Here is a 16947-nt window from a genome sequence, read left to right as displayed (position 1 = left end):
GTTGAAACCCCTGTAAGTGGAGCTCGGAAATGTCAGCCTTTGCTGTGCTCGTCGGAAGTGGGCCCGGTACCTCGCTTGATACCACGCGGGCCAGCAACGCCCCAGATACCCAGGCCAACCAGCGGTAGCGCGACGATCAGCAGGGCCCAGGCCGCTTTGACCGTATCGGTCTTGTCGCTTCGGAACACGCTGACGATGGCCCACAGGTCGATGAGTAGAAGAATTGCCGTTACGGCAATCCAGAAGTAGCTGGCGACCCCGTTCATGACTTTGCCTCCTCTACACGTAGTGGGCGTAGGCCAAGCGGTAGGGAATCACCACGCGGTCGCCGATCTGGAGATTGTTGACTGCACGCCCGGTGTCTTCGACGATGCCCATGAACTCATGGCCAAAGATATCGCCTGCTTCGGTTTCTGGAATTTTGCCTCGATAGAGGTGCAAGTCGGAGCCGCAAATGGCCGTGGAAGTCACCTTGAGGATGATGTCGTCTTCTTGAACGATGAGGGGATCAGGAACGTTATCGACCCTTACTTCGTTTGCTCCGTGGTAAGTCAGTGCTCGCATACGCCTCGCTCCTGCATCACAAAATCGTGGGGGTATGCAGGGGAAGCTTGCAGGCCATGCAAAGTTCAAAACAACAGATTCAGTGGTAATGCTTGAAGGGGGCAGACTGTTTTCCGCTGCAGGAGCGAACGAAGTGTGACGACCAGGAAGGTATCGCGGAAGCCGAAATGCTTGGAAGCTGCAGTTCTAACCATTGTGTAGTAGGTACCGGAGCTGACTGTGAAAGCAAAGCCGTGTCGCCAGTTGAGTCGGCAGCTAACGGGGAGCCGCTTCGAACCGCTTATGCACCTCTTGGCAACGCGGACGCCTGCTCTGTCCACTTGACCAGAAAGTTGTACAAGAAAATTTTCTTGTATCGGAATTGGGGCCGGTCGTCTGATACTCATGTTTCTACCGCCTAAGTGATTGAACTGCCTCATTGCATTGCTATGGTGAGGGTTCCATATAAGACTAAAGTCGTAGGAGGGCGGCATGCGTATTCGAGGTGATGTGTTTTGGGATTGGGCGGATCCAGTGCTTCATCATCGTGTCCATGACGAAGAGCTTGATGACGGCACCACGATTGATGTCCAGGTCAGGCTCTCGCGCACCGGTCAGACGCAAATGTTCATCGGTGTGTACGCTGGATGTGGAATGGCATTGCATGAAGAAACATTCGATTCTCGCCCAGGCGAATCCATGACTCGAGCTCTGGCCTGGGGTGTTGGTAGAGCCAGGCGTCTGGCTACAGATCAACGGCCAGAAGCGAAGCAGGTGGCCTAGGACACTGTGTAGTTCGAGGTTGGTCGTTAGACGCAGGTGCTGACGGCCAACTGCTCAATGCAAACCGCTCCATCTAAACTCCGGGCGGGTGAAGAAACAAGGGCTTTCGGGTTGTCTGCTATTGGCAGGCTACAGCCGATCACGAAGGACCGTTACTGGTCCATCGCGCTCGGTCAGTTGTCGATCATCTGCGCCGCTTGCTGAGTGGCCTGGCTGGTGCGCGTGGCCAGCTTGCGCACCTCGTCGGCGACCACGGCGAACCCGCGTCCGGCCTCACCTGCCCGCGCTGCCTCGATGGCGGCATTCAAGGCCAGCAGGTTGGTCTGGCTGGCGATACCCTGGATGGTGGCGACGATATGGGTAAGCTTGCCGAGGGTCTCCTGCATCACCTGGTGCTGTTGCGCCTGGGCCTCGCGAATGGTGCTTTCCTCATGGCGGGCATGGATATCGGTGATAGCCCCGACTACCCGCAGCGGGGCCCCATCCTGACCCCGGCGGGTTTGCCCGCGGCCGCGGAACCAGCGGTAGGCGCCGCTCTGGTGCCTGAGCCGGTACTCCACATCAAACGGGGTATTGCCGCTGTGGTCCTCCACATGAGCGACGAATGCCGCGATGGCGCGCTCGCTGTCGTCGGGATGCAGGCGCGAGGTCCAGCTTTCCAAGGTGTTGGGAAACTCCTCGACGGTGCTGCAGCCCAGCAGCCTGCGCATCTGCGATGACCACCATATGGTGTTGCCCGGGTTAGCCGGATCGCCCGCCACCACTTCGATATCCCACAGGCCGTCGTGAAGCATCTCGCGGGAAATATCGAAACGTTCGGCGGCCAGCTCCAATTCCTGAATACGCAGGTACTGCTCGTGGATGTCGCGCAGGGTGCCGGCCGTGGCCACCGCGACACCGTGGGCGTCGCGCTGCGAACTGCCGCTGATCCGGCACCAGCGATAGTCACCGCCGGCCGCTGGTTTCATCCGCACGTCCAGCGCAAACGGCGTGCGCCCGCTGCGATCGGCCAAGTGCCGGGCCAGTGCCTGCATGTGGGGTTGTCGGTCGGCAGGGTGCAGTTGCTCGCTCCACTGCCCCAACCGGGTCAGGCGCGGCGCCTGTAGCGAGGCCGAGCCTGTCCACTGCATCGCACAGTCCGGCGCTGGGGTGGCGGCGGTCGTTGGATGCAGTTGCCAGAACAGCTCATCCGCGCCCTGGGTGACCAGCGTCCAGCGCGCCTCCAGTTGCTGCGCGAGTGCCTCGCGCTCAGCCAGGCGCTGCTCCAGCTGGCTGACCTGCAAAGCAAGCACACGAGCCTGCTCGTTGAACTCGCGCCGCTCCTGCAGCACGCGCTCCACGCCTGCCAGGATGCGCCGCAACAGCGGATTGGCCGAAGACAATGGCGCGCTCGGCTGGTCGGGCTGCTCCAGGCGGTCGGCCAGCGGGGCCAAAACCCAGCGGCTGGTACGATTAAACAACAGCATGCGACACCTCCGGTTGCATGGCGGCATCAGCCGACGATGACTGCGCCTGCCGGACTGACACGGTCTGGCTGTCGAAGTCGGCCGCCCCCGGCAACGCTGGCCAGGCCGACGGGCCGCTGGCGATTTCCTGCGGGCTCAACAGACAGTGGTCGAGCTCGCGTTGCAGTGCCTGGGTGTCCAGGTCCTGGCCGATGAACACCAGTTCCTGGCGGCAATCGCCGACGATGCTGTCCCACTTGGCCGTGATGCCCTGCAGGCCATATTTGTCTTGCGGCCATTGCGAGGGGTCGATGAAGCGCCACCAATGCCCTACGTAGTCCCACTGGAATTGCTTGCCGCTGTGCACCAGCAGCGCGGTTTCGCGGTGGCGACTGGCAAGCCAGAAATAGCCTTTGCTGCGCAGCAACCGACCGTTGCGCCAGGGACGGGCAAGAAATTCGAACAAGCGTTGCGGATGGAACGGGGCGCGCTCGCGATACACCCACGACACCACGCCATAGGTGTCCGACTCGGCAGCCGGTGTGTCGTGCGCGTCTATCCGCTTCATCCAGCCGGGCGCTGCGGCAAGGCTGGGCAGATCGAACAGCCCGGTGCCAAGGATGCTCGACAGCGCTACGTTGCCGGCGACCATCGGCAGGATCTGCGCCCCCGGATTAAGTCCGGCCAGAATCGACCGCAGCGCCTGGTAGCCGGCCTCATCGACCAGGTCGCGCTTGTTGACCAGGATCACGTTGGCGTACTCGACCTGCTCGATCAGCAGGTCGGCCAGCGGACGCCTGGGGGTATCGCTGGTGGCATCGGCACGGGCGACGGTTTCGGGTGAATCGAGCAAGGCCATGAACTGGCTGGCATCGACCACCGTCACCAGGGTATCCAGGCGCGCCAGTTCGCTAAGGCTGAAGCCGTTGGTGTCGAGAAAGGCAAAGGTCTCGGCGACCGGCATCGGCTCGGAAATCCCGGTGGACTCGATCAACAGATAATCGAAGCGCTGCTGGCGCGCCAACGCGCTGATCTGCTCGAGCAGGTCGGCACGCAGGGTGCAGCAGATACAGCCGTTGCTCATCTCGATCAATTCATCCTCGCCACGGTGCAGCGCAACCTCGCGCTGCACCTCGGAGGCATCGATGTTGACCTCGCTCATGTCATTGACGATAACCGCCACCTTCAGACCCTGGCGGTTGCGCAGGATATGATTGAGCAAGGTCGTCTTGCCTGCGCCGAGGAAGCCCGAAAGGACCGTCACCGGCAGTCGGCCCGCCTGGGCGCTATTGCTCATGGGCGCGCCGCTCCCGAACCTTCGATCTTGTCCAGGTAGCTTTCGAACAGGTCTACCACCACCAGCCCATCGTCTGCGGCATCGCCCCACAGGTCTCGCACGCGAAACTCGACATGGTAGGTCGGTTGGTGCGCAGCGCTCTGGTCGCCATGCCCGATCGCATCCGGGAACGGCCACTGTTCGGTGGTCCGGTGCAGCACAACGCCTTGCTTGCCGCGCACATAACCCGGCATGCGCACATGCCCGGCCACGTATTCATCGCGCACGATGACCCGGTCGCCCACTTCGAAAGGCGCTCGCCCGGTGATTGCCGCACGCCCTTTCGCATGGGCGGGGTTGGCCAGCTTGAAATGCGAACCCAGTGCTTCGTCCAGTTCGGCCTGGGTGATGACGCCGGTTTCGACCAGCAGCGTGGCGGTGGCGATCACATAACGCTCGTAGTACTCGGTGCCGACATGCTGGCGCACATCGATGCGTTCGACGGCGTGACGTATTTCGTCGACGCTGAACTTCTTCAAGTGATCGGCGCCGATGAACATCAGGCTGTAGGCCAGGTGTTCCCAGTCCTGCTTGAATACCTGCTTGTAGCTCAGGGTGTTGATGCGATGGGGCACTTTGCCAAAGCCCTGGAAACCGCCGAGATCGTGGAAGCCATCCATATTGAATACTCCGGAAGGTGAATGAAGTGGATGGACCGACTCAACCGACCCGGGGCACGGCGACACCGATGAGCACGTCCTTGGTGACCAGTTGCCGCAACTGCTCTTCGCTCATGTCCTCCGAGCCGGCGGGCCGTTGCGGGAGCACCAGGTAACGGCTTTCGGCGCTGGTGTCCCAAACCTTCACCACCACGTCGTCGGGCAACTCGGTGCCCAGCTCGCGCAGTACCGTACGCCCCTCCCGGACCAGCCGCGCACGGAACTCGAAGCCCTTGTACCACTCCGGCGGCAGGCCCAGCACCGGCCAGTTGGTGCAGGAACACAGGCTGCAGACGATCACGTTCTTCACCTGCGGGGTGTCTTCCAGGGCGATGATGTATTCGCCCTGCGGGCCGGTGAAACCGAACTGGGCGCAGGCGGCGGTACCGTCCTTGAGCAGCAGTTCGCGGAACTGCGGGTCGACCCAGGCCCTGGCGACGATGCGCGCGCCGTTTTCCGGGCTCCAGCCATGTTCCATGAGTTCGGTGAGCTGTTCGATGTAGCCCTCGGGGATAAGGTCCTTGTTCTTGAGCACTGCAAACAGTGCCCGCGCCCGCTCGCCAGGGGTTGAGGTTGCCGTCATGGGATTACTCCTCTCGTTCGACGCGGTTGTTGATGGTATTGCTGTTCTGGTTGTTTTTTGCAGAGGCGCAGCGCCTACAGCGTGCGCCAGTCCACTGCGTTTTCGAAGGCTGCCGCGGCCTGGTAAATCGTGCCTTCGGCGTAATGCTTGCCGACCAGCATCAGCCCGACCGGCAGGCCGTCGACCAGGCCACAAGGGATGGACATGGCCGGGTGGCCAGTGATGTCCTGTGCGGCGGTGTTGCCGAGCATCTCCAGTGCGCGCGAGACGTTCTCGGTGATCGAGCAATCCGGCGCCGGCAGCGGCTGGGCGACAATGGGCACGGTCGGCATCACCAGCAGGTCGTAGCGCTGCAGTGCCTTGTCGTAGCCGGCACGGGCAAAGCGCGCGAGGTTCTGGGCCTTGGCGTAGTAACGGCCGTGGTAGTGCTCAAGGCCGAACTGGCCAACCAGCATGCACAGCTTGAGCGAAGGAGACAGGGCGTCGGCCTGGGTCCGCCAGCCGGCCTGCTTGTCGAGCAGGCCGACGTCGTACAGGCCTTTCCAGTTAAAGCCCGCGCCGTTGCCGTGCATCATCTGCATGGTCAGCCCTTCGCAGCCGATCGGGTTCCACAACGAGCCCGCCAGCGTGTGTTCGGGCACCGACACCTCCTCGACCACCGCGCCCAACGCCTCGAGCCGGGCGATGGCGCTGCGTACCGTTTCGGCAACCCGCGGATCAAGGTTGGCGAGCTGGAAACCTTCCTGGAGGATGCCGATGCGCAGCCCGCTGACACCGCGCCCAACGTAGTTGCTGTAGCTATCGACCTCCGGCGCACCTTGGCGCGGGTCAAGCCCGTCGGTACCGGCCATGACTTCGAGCATCAGCGCGTTGTCGCGCACACTGCAGGTCATCGGGCCGACATGGTCGAAGGTGGCCTCGATGGCCATCACCCCGGTATAGGGCACCAGCCCGAAGGTCGGCTTCATACCGTAGATGCCACACCAGGCCGCGGGAATACGCACCGACCCGCCCTGGTCGCCACCCACCGCCAGGTCAACTTCGCCCGCCGCGACCAGCGCCGCGCTGCCCGACGACGAGCCGCCGGTACTGAAGCCAGGACGCATCGGATTGTGCACGGGCGCCGGGTCGGAGGTGTGGCTGGCGCCGGACAGGCAATAGTGTTCGCAGGTGGCCTTGCCAAGGATGGTTACTCCAGCGTCGAGCAAACGCGTCACCACGGTGGCATCGAACGACGGCACGAAACCGGCCAGTGGCGAGGCGCCGTTCATCATCGGCACACCTGCCAGCGAGATGTTGTCCTTGAGCGCGACCGTCCTGCCGAGCAGTTTACCGGTGCTGGCGCCCATCACCTCGGTGCGGTAGTACCAGGCGTTCAGCGGGTTCTCAGCGCTGGAGGGGCGATAACCCGCCGTGCGCTCGTAGCGCACCAGCGGCGTGAAGTCCGGTAGTTCGTCGACCAGGTCGTAGGCGTCGAGGCTGCCCTGCATGAGCGCCAGGTACTCGCTGGCTTGCTCGGGCGTCAGTTGCATGTGCAGGCGGCTGGCGAGCGCCTGCAGTTGTTCGAGCGTTGGGCGGGTGATGGCCATGGGGTGTCCTTTTTCCTTTCCGGTGCCGGACCAAGGGGCTGGCAATTAGCTGTTCGTGAGGCTCGCCGCGGTTGGGCCTGGTACTAACCTAGCGCCAGCGCGGGGAGCCTACTTGGTTGAGCAGGACAGTCGCTGTGTTGAGCAGGACTGCGTTGGGCCAGGTCGCAGGCTTACTGCTCCAGCTTGGGCACCCCGGCCTGCCCGGCCGCATCGCCGCGTGCGGGCCAGACCACGCCGACGCTCTTCATGCCCTTGGCCGGGTCCATCGTCGGGTTGGCCAGCACCACGTCGCGGTAGGACGGGCTGCCGATCACGGCGGGCTTGAACTTGACCAGGAACTCGTTGACCTCCTTGCGCAGCTCCGGCGCCAGGTTGTAGTCGTCGTAGCACTCCTCCAGGCAATCCAGCGTGGCTTGCCAGTGCACCTCGGTCAGCCCCATGCCGCGGTGTGCCGTGACCATGTCCCTGCCGCGGTACTTGGCGCTGCCACCCCAGTGTTGCGCGAGGAAATCGACGAAGTTGATGTGTTCCTTCTGGAAGGTCGACTCGGACATATGCGCCCAGATATGCCCGATTGCCGGGTGGGCCATGGTCTTGCGCAATACCGCGCCGGCGAACTGATAAATGGCGTCGTAGCCACCCAGGCGGGTATACAGCGAAGGTTGTTGCTCGGTGGAAGCGTTTTGCTCAGTCATGTTCGAATGCTCCGTTTCAGCTGGGAATGTGCAGGCGGTTAAAAGACCCGGACGTACCTGAGGTTCAGTCGGAAGTTTTCCTTCGGCCCGTTTTCTACCGCGAGGTCACGCCCCAGTTGCATCTGCAACTGGTCCTGGGCGGTAAAGAACTTGGTGGCGGTGAGGCGGAAGTTGGTGGTTTTGCCGCGGTCATCCTGGGAGGTGCCGTCTACCCGGCTTTCCCCACCCCAGGTGTGGCCAAAACCGACTGCCAGGGACGTACCCGGGTCGATGATGTAGCGCCCCATCAGTTGCGCGGCGTAGGACGTCTCCTGTTCGCGGCGTAACGAGTTGGCGCCGAAGTCGTCGTTGTCGCCGTACCAGATCGTATCGCCGACCAGGTCGAGAGCCCACTTCTCGCCGAAGTGCTTGATGTACGCGGCCTGAAGATCCACCTTCCAGCGGTTCTCGCCTAGGTTCAGCGCGTCCTTGCGGTCGTAGTTGCCGGTCGGTGCCACCAGGTAGACCGTGGCGCCGAGCGTGTCGTTGGCCTCGTTGAGGCGGTACTTGAGCGGCGCGGTGAGAATGAGGTCGCCGATGCCGCTGGCGCTGCCCAGGGCCGAGGCGTCACCGCCGCTGGAAACATGGCCGAACGGCAGCAGAAACTGCGGCTCGACGGTCAGCCGATCGGTCAATTTATAGACATGCAGCAAACGCAGGATGCCGATATTGGAGGTCAGGTTGAAGTCGGAGCTGACCTTGTGGCCCTGGGCGTAGGCACTGTCGGTAGTGGAGTGCTGGTAATAGACCACACCGATGGTTTTGCCCGCCGGCAGCACTTCATAATCCCCCGGCGAAACTTCAACTGCCTGCGCAGACAGGCACGGCGCGGCCGCTGCAACCATCAGGTAACGGAGTTGTTTCATGGACCAAGTCCTTCTTGGTGGCAAAACGCGGGCAAAAAGAGCCCCGCTGCCGTAACAACGACAGGTGTAGGGCTAAACGTGGAGTTCGTTGGTTAGTTGGCGCTTACTTGGGCGTCGCGCAACATGCCGGTGTGCGGGTGGCAGTTGATGTATTCGAACACCTGGCTGCTCGCATCCGACACCGACACTTCGTGGTAAAGCCGCAACTTCTGCAGCCCCGCAGCCACCCGGAAGAAAGTGACGAAGATACGCAGATGGGTCGGGTGGGATTCCGCCCAGCGTTCGAGCTTTTCCACCGAACGCCAGTGGCCGATGTTGTAGCTCTTGTCGAGCAGGTTGCCGTCGGCATCTATATTGCGCACGAAGCGGTTGCTGTAGCAGCCCAGCGGCTGGCCGTTATCGCGCAAGAAATCCATGCCGTCCTGCAAGGTCGGCAGGATCTCGTCCAGGTACAGCGAGCGCTCGGCCTGTTCAGCCGCGGCCCAGTCCTGGCCCGAGCGAATCAAGGCGATATTGTCGTGGCCGACCACCACCACCCGCCCGCCCTTGGCCGGATCGCCGGACACCACCCGCAGCTCGCCGTCCGGGTTCATCCAGTCGGTTTGCGACACCGGGAAGCGGTCGCGCATCGAGCCCCAGTAACCGTGCTCCTCGATCTCGCCGCTGATGCCGTCCATGACCGCCCCGACCCCGGGCAGATCGCTCTGGAATGCATACAAGGTCTCGAACTGCTCGGCCCGCGGCGCACTGATCTCGCGGTAGTAACCCAGGCCATCGTTCAAGCGTTGCGGCGAACTCCACCAGCCATCCACCTCGGCCGAGTGCATCCAGCGGCAATACGCCCTGGCGTCTTTCCAGTAGCCCACCACCATCAGGTTGTCGTAGCCGCTACTATCGACATGATGCGTCAGGTCGTGGGTCAGCGGGCCGTCGGCCAGGCTGAAGCTAACGACGATCTCGCGCAACGCCTGCAAGGCCCGCTCGCGCTGGCCATCGCCGTGGTACTGCACACCCAGGTAGGCCATCACCACCTGGGTCAACTGCTCGTCAGCGCGACCGACCCACATCGGGAACGGCGGCTGGTAATCGTCAGGCACCCGGCGCGATAAGGTGCGCGGGCACTTGAGGTGTTTGTCGATTGCGGACTCCATCACAGGCTCCTTGTTATTTTGGCTTCGGACACACGCTCGGCTTTACCACGGGCACGCCAAGCGCACGCTGCCCACTCGATCAGCCACGACATAAACTCTTCGGGCGCCAGGTCGCGCATATGCAGCCACCTGAACTCGTCGGCCATTCGCTGTTGTTGAACTCGCATGGGCTTACCTCATCGGCGCAGGTCGCTGGAAATGCCGTGAGGTCAAAGTTAGGCACGCCACAACAGCGTCGCTTTGTTCGTCAGGACAACCGTTTGGTTGGTAAAGACAGCGCTGAAACACCCGCCCGGACACGAACCGCGGTGGTGCGTTGTATAGGGACAAAGAGGGGTTTTGCCCCGAAATGGGCAGGAGTGATGGGTGCCTTTTGGACGGACGCCGCCGCTGAACTCAAGCCGCAGGCCGTGTTGGCCAAGGTCCGCGCCAATGCTTCACGCTGGCGTGGATATTGCCTGTCGGAACCTCGGTAACAGTGTTTCGTTTACTCAATTAGTTGCATCAAGGTGAGCGCCATCATGGCTGAGACCAATCACTATTCCACCCTTACCGTTTCGCCGGCCCGTCGCTTCGACTACTGGCGGGAAGTGGTCTGCCGACATTGCCTGTCGGCAGACAGCAAATCCTCGTTGCAGAGCAATTTCGAGGGTGCGCTACAGGTCAACGGAATTGGCCCCTTGGACATCACCACCCTGTCTTCGCCACTGCATCACTGGATGCGTTCCGAGCATCACCTGCGCGGCGACCCCGCCGAAGATATCTGGCTGGGTTACACCCTCGACGGTTATGGCGAAATCGAACAACACACCCGCAAGGCCAGCCTGACGACCGGCAGTGTGTTTCTTTACGACGCAACCCAACCGTTCCGCTTCAGCCTGGGTGGTACCGAAAACCACCTGATCCGCGTCCCGCGACCGCTGCTCGCGCACCGTCTGCCGCGTATCACCGACCTCACCGCGCTGGTGCTGGACGAATCCCGCCCCGGGTTGATCCCGCTGCGGCAGATGATCGGCCAAGCAGTAAGTTCCGCTGCGTTGCTGCAAAACGAAGGCATCGCCCGGCGCTACTCCAGCACCATCATCGACCTCCTGGTGCTCAGCCTGGAGCTGCAGGACCTGAAGACTACCCACCAAGAACTTGATCTTTACGGGCGGATCATGAACTACATTCAGCGGCACTTGGCCGAGCCGGAGCTGTCGATCGAATCGATTGCCGTGGCCCATCACGTATCGAAGCGCACGGTGACCCGGGCGTTTGCCCGGCATCAGAAATCCCCGGTCGCCGAAATCTGGAAGGAACGGCTCAACGCCAGCCGCGCAGCGATCGAACGCGGCCAGGTAAGAAGTGTTTCCCAGGCCGCGCTGGAATTCGGGTTCTCCGATTTCTCGCATTTCAGCCATGCGTTTCGGAAGGCTTTTGGAGAGGCGCCGCATTCGTTGTTGCGGCGGAGTAGGGGGTAAGTCCGGCGCCCTCAAGTTAGAGACCAAGCTCCGTATTATCAGCCTTTAAACTCGGTCATGCCAGGTTGGACTTGAAGGCGCGAGGGTCGAAAAATTGAATTGTGGTGTTTAGGGCTTTTAGATTGATTTCATGAGTGATCGCGCTGTCGTGGTGGCAGATGAAACGGTGGCCAACATCGGGATAGACAATAAGGTGGGGTGAAACGTTAGCGGTTTCCAGTGCTTCCTTTAATTGAATAACTATCCGCATCTGGAGCAGCAAAAAGAGCGGATCTCCGCCCACGCCGGTAACGTTCTTGCTAGCTTTGGCGCAAGAGGCTGGCGGTCGCTGGTTTGAGTTGGGCCAATGGCACCCAATCAAACGCTGGACCGCTGCACGATCAAACCCTAACGCCGTCACGGAAAGAGCGTTCTTGGTTCCTGCAGATGAGCCTGAGGGTAGTGGGCGTGGTTCAAGCATCCCACACGTCCACAATCACCCGGCCACTGATCTTCCCGTCAATCATCTCGGAGGCGGCTGCAAGCGCGCCCTCCAGGCCAACGTCTCGGGCCATCAGCGATAGTGTGTCGAGGTTCAACTGATCGCAGAGCCTTTGCCAAGCCTCGACGCGTCGCTCGAAGGGCTGAGTGACGCTGTTGATGCCGAGCAGGCTTACCCCTCGAAGGATGAAAGGTGCAACGGTTGCCGGGAAATCCATTCCCTGGGCCAATCCACATGCAGCTACTAAGCCTTCAGACATTGTGCTTGCGCACGCATTGGCCAGCGTATGGCTGCCGACCGAGTCGATCACTCCCGCCCATTTTTCTTTTGCCAACGGACGCCCGGGGCCTGAAAGTTCGGCGCGATCGATGGTGGTTGTCGCCCCCAGGCTTTGCAGATAAGCGGCTCCGGGGTTTCCAGGCCTGCGACCATGCCTGCACAGCCTATTACGGTATCGAAACGTGCGAATACTTCAGCCAGCTGATCGATTGAGTCAGTCACGAGGTCAGCGGCCACCATCTGGATGCCGCAGCGCCGAAGCTCATCGATTTTGACCTTTTTCTCGGGCACTTGAGTATTAATGGTCGAATCTCTGAGCAGGACGCTGATTGTGGAACCGGGCGTGCGTTTTGCTAAACGCGCAAGATTGCGTAGAACCGGCAGCCCAAGCTCACCGGCGCCTAGCACGAGAATGGATTGGGGGGGAACTGGCTCACTTCGGTCATGATTTCGCCTGAGACCTGCTGCCTGTAAGATGAACAAATGCTTGCACGATTAGGCAACGTTCGTAAGAAGGCACACCTGTGATACTTGAGAAAGCAATGACTGATCAGGAGGCGCTAAGCCAGGCAGAGACAATTTGCCGAACGCTTAGAGAAGACGATGATGGCGTCAGGCGAGAAGTGCTCGCTCACGCAGGCAGTCGCTGGTCGTTAGGTATTCTGCATGCTCTGGGGTGTACGGCACGATGCGCCATGCCGAAATAAAAAGGCAGATGACTGGGGTGACTCAGCGAATTTTAACCAAGACGCTGCGCTCCATGGAGCGGGATGGCCTGGTGCTTCGGCGGGAGTTCGGAGAGATTCCGCCACGTGTCGAGTATGAGCTCACGCCACTGGGTATGGGGCTGTTGATCCGCATGTCACCTGTCTGGACTTGGGTTGTCGAGAACGTTGAGGACTTCCGCAAGGCGCGGCGTATTTTCGACAGTCAGGATGACAAGAAGCCAGCGTGGCAAATACCTGCATCAACACCATTCCCATCAGACGCGGATGACTGAATGTATATGAGCCGCCGACATTGCTGAATAGGAGATGCCTTTGATGGAGTTACGCCAGCTTCGTTACTTTCTGAGTGTGCTGGAGTGTGGCAGCCTCGGCAGAGCCGCGCTCGAAACGGGCGTTGGGGTATCTGCGTTGAGCCAGCAACTCACGAAGCTCGAAAGTGAGTTGAGTACCCGCCTGCTGACACGCTCTAGCGTTGGCGTCACGCCCACCGCGGCAGGCTTGGCATTCGAATACCATGCGCGCCTGACGCTGCGCCAGGCCGATTACGCCATGTTGGCTGCACGCAGTGGGCGTATGAGCGGGTACGCCAGCGTCGGTATGGCACCCACCACGGCTTCGGTGTTGGGGCTGGCGCTGATCGCTAGGATGCGCGAGCGCTACCCTGATATCCGTCTTCATTTGGTGGAAATGCTGTCGGGCTACCTGGTGAACCAGCTCAATACTCGGCACCTGGATTTGGCGGTGTTGTTTAAGCTGGAGGCTGGCATTCGGCTGGATGCGCGGCCGCTGCTGGAGGAGCGGCTGTTCGCATTGGTTCCGGTAGCCTTGGTCAAGGCTGACTGGGGGACGTCGCTGACGTTGCAGCAGATCGCCTCGCTGCCCTTGGTCATGCCCAGTGCCCAGCACGGTCTTCGCGCCACGTTACGCGTCATCCTTGAGCGCGTCGGACTGGACGCGAATATCGTCATGGAGGTTGATGGCCTGTCGCTTCTCATGGATTGCGTCAGCGCAGGTCACGCCGCGACGATTCAACCCGGCGCCACTGTGGCGCGGGCCATGCAGGCAGGCTTGCGGGTGTTTTCGATCGACGATCCGCAAGCTCAGCGTCGCAACTTGGTGGTGAGCCTGGTCGATGATGAACTCTCGCCTGCTGCACTTGCCACGCGAATCGTGCTGCATGAAGTGTCCCGCGAATTGGTGCAGCAGGATCGCTGGCCAGGGGCGCGTTTGCTGTGAGCGCCTGCGAACGACCGCCCCTTTAGAAAAACTGAAGACCTCCCCCCTGCAATCGTGTTTCGCCCAAGGTACGCGAACCCCTAGAGTCCGGGGTCTGCGAGGAGCTGCCCAACCCTGGCTTCTCGCTCCCTGGAGGCGACATGATCGATGTACTTGTCATTGGCGGCGGCAATGCTGCCCTCTGCGCCGCGCTGATGGCGCGCGAGGCCGGCGCCAGCGTGATGCTGGTGGAAGCCGCGCCCCGCGCCTGGCGAGGCGGCAACTCCCAACACACCCGTAACCTTCGGTGCATGCACGATGCCCCGCAGGACGTGCTGGTGGAGGCTTACCCCGAAGAAGAGTTCTGGCAGGATCTGCTGAAGGTTACTGATGGCCAGACCAACGAGGCCCTGGCGCGTCTGGTGATTCGTGCCTCGTCCGACTGCCGCGGCTGGATGCGCCGCCACGGCGTGCACTTCCAGCCCTCGTTGTCGGGTGCGCTGCACACTGCGCGGACCAACGCTTTCTTCATGGGCGGGGGCAAAGCCCTGGTCAATGCTTATTACCGCAGCGCCGAGCGGCTAGGTGTGCAGGTGCGCTACGACAGCCCGGTGTGCGATCTGGAGTTGCGCGATGGACGTTTCATCGCTGCCCACCTGGCGGCCCGCGACGTCAACGGGCGGCGCCTGCCCGCCGAGCGCATCGAGGCGCGCAGTTGCGTGCTGGCGGCCGGCGGCTTCGAGTCTAATCGACAATGGCTGCGCGAGGCCTGGGGGCAGAATGATCGCGGCGAGTGGCCGGCGGACAACTTCCTGGTGCGGGGCACGCGCTTCAACGATGGCGCGCTGCTGCGGCGCATGATCGACCTGGGTGCCGACACCATCGGCGACCCGACCCAGGCCCACATGGTCGCCATCGATGCCCGCGCACCGCTGTACGACGGCGGTATCTGCACGCGCATCGACTGCGTGTCGCTTGGCGTGGTGGTGAACCGCGACGGCCAGCGTTTCTACGACGAAGGCGAGGATTTCTGGCCCAAGCGCTATGCCATCTGGGGGCGCCTGGTGGCCCAGCAGCCTGGTCAGGTGGGGTTCTCGATCATCGACCAGAAGGCCCTGGGCCGTTTCATGCCGCCGGTGTTCCCTGGCACCCGCGCCGACAGTCTCGAGGCCTTGGCCGTAGCCCTTGAGCTGCCGGTGCCTGCGTTTCTCGAGACCCTGCGCGCCTACAACCAGGCATGCCGCCCCGGCACGTTCGACCACACCCGGCTGGACGATTGCCGCACCGACGGCGTGCAACCGGTCAAGAGCCATTGGGCCTTGCCGATCGATAAGCCGCCGTTCTTCGGTTACCCGCTGCGTCCGGGGGTGACGTTCACTTACCTCGGCCTGCGCACCGATGCCACGGCCGCCGTGCATTTCGCTGGACGGCCCAGCCCCAACCTGTTCGTCGCCGGCGAGATGATGGCCGGCAACGTGCTGGGCAAGGGCTACACCGCCGGTGTCGGCATGTCCATCGGTACCGCGTTTGGCCGCATCGCCGGCACCCAGGCGGCTGCTGCCGCCGGCCATTGTGTTTCCCCCCTGGAGGCCCAGCATGACTGTGCAAATGCCTGACCCCCGCGTGTTCGACCCCGCCCCGCCACAGGCCGAACTGATCCCGCTGCTGAACCTGGACGAGCAGGAGGTGGACCGGCAGATGCGCATCTGCAACGCCTGCCGTTATTGCGAGGGGTTCTGTGCCGTGTTCCCGGCGATGACCCGTCGACTCGACTTCGGCAAGGCCGACATCCACTACCTGGCCAACCTCTGCCACAACTGTGGCGCCTGCTTGCACGCTTGTCAGTACGCCGCACCGCATGCGTTCGCGGTGAACGTGCCGCAGGCCATGGCCAAGGTGCGCGGGCAGACCTACGCTGAGTACGCTTGGCCGGCCCGTTTCGGTCAGCTCTACCGGCGCAATGGCACCTTCGTCGCCGTGGCGTTGGCGCTGGCGCTGTCGCTGTTCTTGCTGCTGGCCTTGCAGGTCAACGGCACTTTGCTGCCTGGGCGGCTGGCCGGAGACTTCTACGCTGTGTTCCCGCACAACACCTTGGCGCTCTTGTTCGGTGGCGTGTTCAGCGCAGCCGGGGTGGCCCTGGGCGTGGCGTTGAGACGCTTCTGGCGCACGGTGTCGCCCGCCCAAGCGCGGCAACCGGCCAACGGTGCATTGCAGGAGGCAGCGAGCGCAGTGCTGACGCTCAAGTACTTGGATGGCGGCCATGGCCAAGGCTGCAACAACGCCGACGATCGCTACACGCTGTGGCGTCGACGCTATCATCATTTGACCTTCTACGGCTTCATGCTGTGCTTTGCCGCCACCGTGGTCGCCACCGGTTATCACTACCTGCTGGGCCTGCATGCGCCATACCCGCTGCTCAGCCTGCCGGTGGTCCTCGGCACCCTCGGCGGCATCGGCCTGATCGTCGGGCCAGCGGGCCTGCTGGCGTTGAACCTGCGCCGCGCGCCAGAGCATGGCGACGCCGCTCAGCGCCCCATGGACCGTGCGTTCATCCTGCTTCTGCTGTTGGTCAGCACGACCGGTATGGCGTTGCTGGCCCTGCGTGACACCGAGGTGATGGCGATCCTGCTGGCCGTGCACCTGGGCACCGTCATGGCACTGTTCGTGACCTTGCCCTATGGCAAGTTCGCCCATGGCCTGTTCCGCAGTGCCGCGCTGCTGAAGTTTGCGATCGAAAAGCGCCGGCCCGACCCTCACGGCTTGGGCGGGGACTGAACCATGCACGGGATGCGATGCGACACCGTGTGTTCAGCCTGGCGAGCAACGCACTGGCCACCGTGGTGATCCTGCTGTCCGAGGGTGCCTGTGAGCGCGAAACCCTGCTGCGCCGCCTGAATGGTGCGCCGGTAGCGGCACCGGCGGCCGAAGCAGACGCAGCCCAGGGCGACTGGTCCGCCGAACCTCATCGCCACGGCTGACCTAACTGTACACCCCGCATTGACACAAACGCCCACCTGACATCAAGTGATGCCAGGTGGGGAAGGGGGCCGTCTTCCCGTCGGCCAGCCACGCACAATAAAAACAAGAGGACA

The 16947-nt window shown here is 62.3% G+C and carries 15 protein-coding genes and 5 pseudogenes; 7 read left to right on the top strand and 13 right to left on the bottom strand.

Translation table 11 applies throughout. From position 1 onward, the window contains the following. Positions 1–32: 32 nt before the first annotated feature. Together MRBLPB4O_RS15800 and MRBLPB4O_RS15795 are read right to left on the bottom strand one after the other, a co-directional pair. Positions 33–266 carry a PLD nuclease N-terminal domain-containing protein gene (locus tag MRBLPB4O_RS15800; protein WP_341795819.1) on the bottom strand — a complete coding sequence of 78 codons (234 nt, stop codon included), beginning with the start codon at positions 264–266 and terminating at the stop codon, positions 33–35. A gap of 31 nt (positions 267–297) precedes the next feature. Beyond that, positions 298–564 (bottom strand): annotated as a pseudogene (locus MRBLPB4O_RS15795) (alcohol dehydrogenase catalytic domain-containing protein); the annotation flags it as partial. A gap of 471 nt (positions 565–1035) precedes the next feature. Between MRBLPB4O_RS15795 and MRBLPB4O_RS15790 the strand changes: the two are divergent. Beyond that, a complete protein-coding gene (locus tag MRBLPB4O_RS15790) occupies positions 1036–1326 on the top strand; it encodes a hypothetical protein (RefSeq protein ID WP_341795818.1) in 291 nt (96 codons plus the stop codon). Between the two features lie 173 nt (positions 1327–1499). On the opposite strand, the gene MRBLPB4O_RS15785 is transcribed toward MRBLPB4O_RS15790, so the two are convergent. The 8 genes from MRBLPB4O_RS15785 to MRBLPB4O_RS15750 form a co-directional block, all read right to left on the bottom strand. After that, positions 1500–2792, bottom strand: a complete 1293-nt coding sequence (locus tag MRBLPB4O_RS15785) for a PAS domain-containing protein (RefSeq protein ID WP_341795817.1) — start codon at positions 2790–2792, stop codon at positions 1500–1502. After that, positions 2779–4068: a GTP-binding protein gene (locus tag MRBLPB4O_RS15780; protein ID WP_341795816.1), complete on the bottom strand. Its 1290-nt coding sequence runs from the start codon at positions 4066–4068 to the stop codon at positions 2779–2781. The genes MRBLPB4O_RS15785 and MRBLPB4O_RS15780 overlap by 14 nt, the downstream gene beginning before the upstream one ends. Further along, complete coding sequence (nthB, locus tag MRBLPB4O_RS15775; RefSeq protein ID WP_341795815.1) at positions 4065–4727, bottom strand: nitrile hydratase subunit beta; 663 nt, start codon at positions 4725–4727, stop codon at positions 4065–4067. Before nthB ends, MRBLPB4O_RS15780 begins: the two co-directional genes overlap by 4 nt. A 40-nt stretch (positions 4728–4767) precedes the next feature. Next, complete coding sequence (gene nthA / locus MRBLPB4O_RS15770; protein WP_341795814.1) at positions 4768–5349, bottom strand: nitrile hydratase subunit alpha; 582 nt, start codon at positions 5347–5349, stop codon at positions 4768–4770. A gap of 74 nt (positions 5350–5423) precedes the next feature. Beyond that, positions 5424–6938, bottom strand: coding sequence for an amidase (locus MRBLPB4O_RS15765; RefSeq protein ID WP_341795813.1), 1515 nt, complete (start codon positions 6936–6938; stop codon positions 5424–5426). A gap of 170 nt (positions 6939–7108) precedes the next feature. Continuing rightward, complete coding sequence (locus MRBLPB4O_RS15760; protein WP_341795812.1) at positions 7109–7633, bottom strand: group 1 truncated hemoglobin; 525 nt, start codon at positions 7631–7633, stop codon at positions 7109–7111. A gap of 38 nt (positions 7634–7671) precedes the next feature. Then, positions 7672–8538 (bottom strand): transporter, encoded by an 867-nt coding sequence (locus MRBLPB4O_RS15755; RefSeq protein ID WP_341795811.1) that lies wholly within the window; start codon positions 8536–8538, stop codon positions 7672–7674. Between the two features lie 92 nt (positions 8539–8630). Continuing rightward, the gene (locus MRBLPB4O_RS15750) at positions 8631–9689 is read right to left on the bottom strand and encodes a phenylacetaldoxime dehydratase family protein (RefSeq protein WP_341795810.1); all 1059 of its coding nucleotides are present in this window, start codon (positions 9687–9689) and stop codon (positions 8631–8633) included. A gap of 521 nt (positions 9690–10210) precedes the next feature. Between MRBLPB4O_RS15750 and MRBLPB4O_RS15745 the strand changes: the two genes are divergently transcribed. Continuing rightward, a complete protein-coding gene (locus MRBLPB4O_RS15745; protein ID WP_341795809.1) occupies positions 10211–11152 on the top strand; it encodes an AraC family transcriptional regulator in 942 nt (313 codons plus the stop codon). Positions 11153–11207: 55 nt separating this feature from the next. Here MRBLPB4O_RS15745 and MRBLPB4O_RS15740 read toward each other — a convergent pair whose 3' ends face one another. The 3 genes and pseudogenes from MRBLPB4O_RS15740 to MRBLPB4O_RS15730 all read right to left on the bottom strand — a co-directional run. Then, on the bottom strand, positions 11208–11612 hold the full coding sequence (locus tag MRBLPB4O_RS15740) for a dienelactone hydrolase family protein (RefSeq protein ID WP_341795808.1): 405 nt from the start codon (positions 11610–11612) through the stop codon (positions 11208–11210). Next, positions 11605–12033: pseudogene (locus MRBLPB4O_RS15735) on the bottom strand (oxidoreductase); the annotation flags it as partial. The gene MRBLPB4O_RS15740 and the pseudogene MRBLPB4O_RS15735, both read right to left, overlap by 8 nt. Positions 12034–12041: 8 nt before the next feature. Then, positions 12042–12358: pseudogene (locus MRBLPB4O_RS15730) on the bottom strand (aromatic alcohol reductase); the annotation flags it as partial. A gap of 96 nt (positions 12359–12454) precedes the next feature. On the opposite strand from MRBLPB4O_RS15730, the pseudogene MRBLPB4O_RS15725 reads away from it, so the two are divergent. The 5 genes and pseudogenes from MRBLPB4O_RS15725 to MRBLPB4O_RS15705 form a co-directional block, all read left to right on the top strand. Then, positions 12455–12912: pseudogene (locus MRBLPB4O_RS15725) on the top strand (helix-turn-helix domain-containing protein). Positions 12913–12955: 43 nt separating this feature from the next. After that, entirely contained in the window at positions 12956–13876 is a 921-nt protein-coding gene (locus tag MRBLPB4O_RS15720) for a LysR substrate-binding domain-containing protein (RefSeq protein ID WP_341795807.1), read from the top strand. 140 nt (positions 13877–14016) lie between these two features. Further along, positions 14017–15471: an FAD-dependent tricarballylate dehydrogenase TcuA gene (tcuA, locus tag MRBLPB4O_RS15715; protein WP_341795806.1), complete on the top strand. Its 1455-nt coding sequence runs from the start codon at positions 14017–14019 to the stop codon at positions 15469–15471. Next, the gene (tcuB, locus tag MRBLPB4O_RS15710; RefSeq protein WP_239607484.1) at positions 15452–16630 is read left to right on the top strand and encodes a tricarballylate utilization 4Fe-4S protein TcuB; all 1179 of its coding nucleotides are present in this window, start codon (positions 15452–15454) and stop codon (positions 16628–16630) included. The genes tcuA and tcuB overlap by 20 nt, the downstream gene beginning before the upstream one ends. Before the next feature lie 29 nt (positions 16631–16659). Then, positions 16660–16833: pseudogene (locus tag MRBLPB4O_RS15705) on the top strand (dicarboxylate/amino acid:cation symporter); the annotation flags it as partial. Positions 16834–16947 lie beyond the last annotated feature (114 nt).

Origin of the sequence: Pseudomonas sp. LPB4.O, assembly GCF_038383825.1 — a bacterium.
Lineage (GTDB): Bacteria > Pseudomonadota > Gammaproteobacteria > Pseudomonadales > Pseudomonadaceae > Aquipseudomonas > Aquipseudomonas putida.
Note: the sequence above shows the minus strand (reverse complement) of the source record. Positions and strands in the feature narration are given on the sequence as shown.